Here is a 4,084-nt window from a genome sequence, read left to right on the forward strand (position 1 = left end):
TGATCTTCCCCCGATAAAACGGACACCAAAATCTAACTAAAGATGAGGTGTCTTATGCCTAAGTACAACAATCCAAGACGAACTTGGAAGTATTCAAATGACTTCAAAGTCAACGCTATTCAATTAAGTTATGTTGTTGGCGTCACAATAAAATCAGTCGCTGAAAAACTCGACATACACCCGTTTATGCTGTCACGATGGCGAAAAGAATATCGTGAAGGGATCATTGTGGCTGATAAACGAAAAAAAGTGGCTGGCCAATCAAAAGCCAAAAAAGTACTTACCAAAGAACAACAACTAGAACGTGAAAATAAACAGCTCAAGGAGGAGCTGTATATCCTAAAAAAGTGGCAACGGTTTCTTGCCGAGGAACATCAAGCCGATATCGATTCATCGAAAAACTCAGAGCCGACATAAAGGTAACGAGATTACTGAAGTTTTTTGATGTTTCTAAAAGTGGCTATTACGATTGGTGTGAACGTCAACCAAGTGCTAGAGCGATAGAGGATGTTGAACTTAAAAAGAAAATTCAGCAAATATTCACTGAGAATAAAGGACGCTATGGTAGTCCCCGCATATTTAAAGCCTTGCAAAAGCAAGGATACAGCATAGGTAAAAAACGTGTTGAACGCTTGTATCGTGCACTTGGCTTGGTCGCTCGAGTGATGCGCGTGACGACACGCTCTGCGTTTTATAAGCGCTTCCTTACGACAGGTAAAAACTTACGACCTGATGGTGAAGTGCCATTGGTTAAAAATAAAGTATGGGTAGCAGATGTCACGTATTTGAAAGTGAAAGGTATATGGCGTTATTTATCGGTAATAATGGATTTATATTCACGGCGTATTATTAGCTGGAGTTTAGATAAAAAGAGAACGATGGAAGTCACCAAACGAACACTAAAAAATGCAATAAAGAACCGAAGACCTCAAGGTGGTTTAATGCTGCATACAGACCGAGGTGTGGAATATCGAGGTAATGTTTTTCAAACGGCTTTAAAACGAGCAGGTATTACACATAGCTTAAGCCGAGCGGGTAAATGTACTGATAATGCGCATATGGAGTCATTTTTCCATTCAATGAAGACCGAAGTTATTCGCGGTAATGTATTTAATAGTGATAAAGAACTGCGCGGAACACTTGGAAGTTACATTAACAAATACTACAATGTTTCGAGGCTGCATTCAGGGATAAATTATTGTTCGCCAATAGAATATGAAGCCCTGGCAGCGTGAAAAAAAATGTGTCCGTTTTATCGGGGGAAGATCACAAATAACAGTTGGCTTTGTTCGCTTCGCTCTCTATTTTAGCCAACTATTATTTGCCTCTTAGTGGGGCGTTAGATGCTTCTCTTAATCATAGGTAGTGTAAATGTTTAGAATAATAATTTTTATCTTAATTGTTTTGTTAATAGTTGTTTCTATTGGTGGCTATATCGCTACTTCTGCTGGCTGGCTATCAGACGACTTAACTACTTTCTATAACAACCATTTTTCGTTTATCACAGGCTTAGCCTCTGTTGTTGGTTTGTTAGCATTTTCAAGCACTAGAAAAATTAAAAGTACTGACTTTGAAAAAGAAGGACTTGATCAGTTACAAAGCTTAATGGTCGCAGCTAAAGATCTAGAAAACTTGCAAACAAACAAAACTCAAACAGAACAAGAACTACTAGATCTGGAACGAAAAAAGAAATTAATGGAACTATTTGTTAAAAAAGCAGGTATGGTTTTGTTTTACAAAAGTCAATTAGAACGCCATGAGACATTAATACTTAATAAAATTGAAGGTGACAAAGAATTGAAGCTTGCCGTCAAAGAATCAATTGATGCCATAACTAAACTTGAGTCATTAAGTGAAGAAATAGATAAAGATGAAAATTCAGTATTAATTCGTAGCATTCTGGATAAGCATACAGATAAAGATACATCTAGTAGTAATGATCCGATACTGCTTGCTATGGAAGTAGTATCAAAATCATTAACTCGATTTTTACGCATCTAACAAGTTGCTTAAACGGAAAAATAACAGTTGGCCATCGCTTCGCGATTATATCCAACACTTCTTTTCCGCTTAGCAAGGCGTTATGTTTACCAAGGATGTAGATGAAAATTAAAAAGGATGAAGATCTCCAACTGTTAGCCTTCCTTTTTTGTATTGTACTTTATTTTTTATATGGTGCTTTTACTGGAACCACATATATTCCATTTCGTAATGTTACAGCTGCGGTTCAAGGTTTTTTAGCTTGGTGGTTATTTGCTTCTTCATCGAGTTTATTTCTTTATCTTGTTTTACTGTTTCGTGGCACACGAAAAGTTAGAGTCAAATTAGCAAAGTGCAAAATTGATGCTCTTGTATTTTTTGTGGTACTTGTTGCATTACCAATTATTGCAACAGGCTTCCAAGCTAGTAAAAACGGAGCTTAAGTAAACATAACAAGCAAATTAATCAGGACAAATAACAGTTGGTTTTTGCTCCTGCGTCGCTTATTTTAACCAACTGATATTTGCCCATTATTTGGGCGTTGGTATGACTCCCCACGTCAAGTTAAATACACCGATCCCTGCTCATTAATTTAGAGCCATAATGTCTACTTTTAAAATAAAAGAGTTAACGCATAGATGAAGCAAGTAATTTCGTCGGTTATCATGCTGATATTCGTGGATTACTAACCTGTTGGTTAGCAGTGCCGACCTTACTTATTCCGTCGTGGCACCTGATTTCAGTCTATGCTCGTGGTTCAACGATAATAAATACCGTTGCCAGCCTAACGCCCTCGGTGGTTATGCCACAGCCGATGCTTGACCCAATGCGCTAACTCAAAACTTTTTATCATGCAGGTACTCTCGATATTCTTAATCGTGTATCAACTGGCGTAATGACTACTTCACGGGCAATAGCCCACAGGTAAGCGGCCATCTCTCTGGCAATGGCTATCACCACGACATTACGATGTTTTCCTCTACTCAGCAGCCGATTGTATCGTCGGCACAGCCTAAGTTGGGCCTGCCAAGCAATATCGGTAATTTCTTTGGGTAAGCCTTCCTGACGCTTTTGTAATTCTGTCGATATATTGGCTTTGTGCTTATATGTATGAGCGCCTTGAACAAGTAAACGCCTTGCTCGTCCATTGCCACATTTGGTAATGCTACCTAACCGCCGTTTATCACCACTGCTGTGCTCTTTTGAGACTAATCCTAGATACGACATGAGCTTTTTTGGATGGTCAAAGCGCCTTAAATCGCCAAGCTCTGCGACAATACCCGTTGCGATAAGCAGTCGAACACCTCTGACGGCTTGAAGTGCTTTAACTACAGGATAAAACCGCCACGACTTCACCTGATGAAATAATTCATTGGCCAGTCGTTTCTCTCGCTGTATTCGCTCAGTGATAACTTGTATCATTTCTTGCAAAACGATTTGTTGGCTTGGGTGAGGTAAAATGAGCTCAGTCAACCAACGAAGGTGTTGAAGTGACCAATTATCGTTGACCTTACAGCTGATGTTATTACGAAGAAATAGGGCCTTAAGTTGATATTTAGCATCCTTTAAGTCTTTCATCGCTGTTTCTCTTGCCCTTGATAGGTCGCGTATTGCTTCGTCTTCAGGCTCTGGCACATATATGGGTGTTAATTCTTCATCCTTAAGCAGTTTGGTTAATTTCAACGCATCACGTTTGTCAGTTTTTACTTTATCTCCTGGTTTCTTTGGAATTAATGAGGGGGCAACGACATAGCAGCAATGACTCAAGCTGGTCAGTAATCGGTAAATCCAATAACCACAGGGGCCTGCTTCATAAACAAAATGTAGTGTCGCCTGTGGGTATTTGGATTGATATTGCCGAGCCAATTTTGTAATGGCTGCTTTGGTCGTTTTTATTTTTCCATAATGAACGGGTTTTGCACCACGTTGGTCTTCTACATGTGCCACTTCGGTAGACACTTTATGGGTATCTAAGCCGATGAAAAGTATGTTATATTTGTACATGTTAGCCTCCAGTTTATATTGTTTAACACATATATTATGGCTCTGGTTTTACTAACCCACGAATCTGGAGGCTAGCACCTCGTGGGAGTCATTATGTCTA

Annotated in this window: 5 protein-coding genes; 4 read left to right on the forward strand and 1 reads right to left on the reverse strand. The window is 39.2% G+C overall.

Annotated elements, in window-relative coordinates:
- Positions 1-54 precede the first annotated feature (54 nt).
- From GAB14E_RS13525 to GAB14E_RS25500, 4 genes are all read left to right on the forward strand, one after another.
- Positions 55-1,235, forward strand: a protein-coding gene (locus GAB14E_RS13525; RefSeq protein ID WP_156115705.1) for an IS3 family transposase whose coding sequence is annotated in 2 segments (ribosomal slippage) — positions 55-340 and positions 340-1,235 — 1,182 coding nt in all. Because the reading frame shifts where the segments join, the coding sequence is not laid out codon by codon here.
- Between the two features lie 136 nt (positions 1,236-1,371).
- A complete protein-coding gene (locus GAB14E_RS13520) occupies positions 1,372-2,001 on the forward strand; it encodes a hypothetical protein (protein WP_033081988.1) in 630 nt (209 codons plus the stop codon).
- A 101-nt stretch (positions 2,002-2,102) separates the two neighbouring features.
- Positions 2,103-2,423, forward strand: a complete 321-nt coding sequence (locus GAB14E_RS13515; RefSeq protein ID WP_033081989.1) for a hypothetical protein — start codon at positions 2,103-2,105, stop codon at positions 2,421-2,423.
- A 260-nt stretch (positions 2,424-2,683) separates the two neighbouring features.
- Complete coding sequence (locus tag GAB14E_RS25500) at positions 2,684-2,815, forward strand: hypothetical protein (RefSeq protein ID WP_269429112.1); 132 nt, start codon at positions 2,684-2,686, stop codon at positions 2,813-2,815.
- 14 nt (positions 2,816-2,829) lie between these two features.
- Here the strand turns inward: GAB14E_RS25500 and GAB14E_RS13510 are convergent, their stop codons facing one another.
- The gene (locus GAB14E_RS13510) at positions 2,830-3,984 is read right to left on the reverse strand and encodes an IS110 family RNA-guided transposase (RefSeq protein WP_033081990.1); all 1,155 of its coding nucleotides are present in this window, start codon (positions 3,982-3,984) and stop codon (positions 2,830-2,832) included.
- Positions 3,985-4,084 lie beyond the last annotated feature (100 nt).

Origin of the sequence: Colwellia psychrerythraea, assembly GCF_000764185.1 — a bacterium.
Taxonomy (GTDB): Bacteria; Pseudomonadota; Gammaproteobacteria; order Enterobacterales; family Alteromonadaceae; genus Colwellia; species Colwellia psychrerythraea_B.

What these genes read in the sequence shown, in the direction of transcription:
- GAB14E_RS13515 (WP_033081989.1), top strand. Translation starts at nt 2,103, where the DNA reads ATGAAAATTAAAAAGGATGAAGATCTCCAACTGTTAGCCTTCCTTTTT.
- GAB14E_RS13510 (WP_033081990.1), bottom strand. Translation starts at nt 3,984, where the DNA reads ATGTACAAATATAACATACTTTTCATCGGCTTAGATACCCATAAAGTG.
- GAB14E_RS13520 (WP_033081988.1), top strand. Translation starts at nt 1,372, where the DNA reads ATGTTTAGAATAATAATTTTTATCTTAATTGTTTTGTTAATAGTTGTT.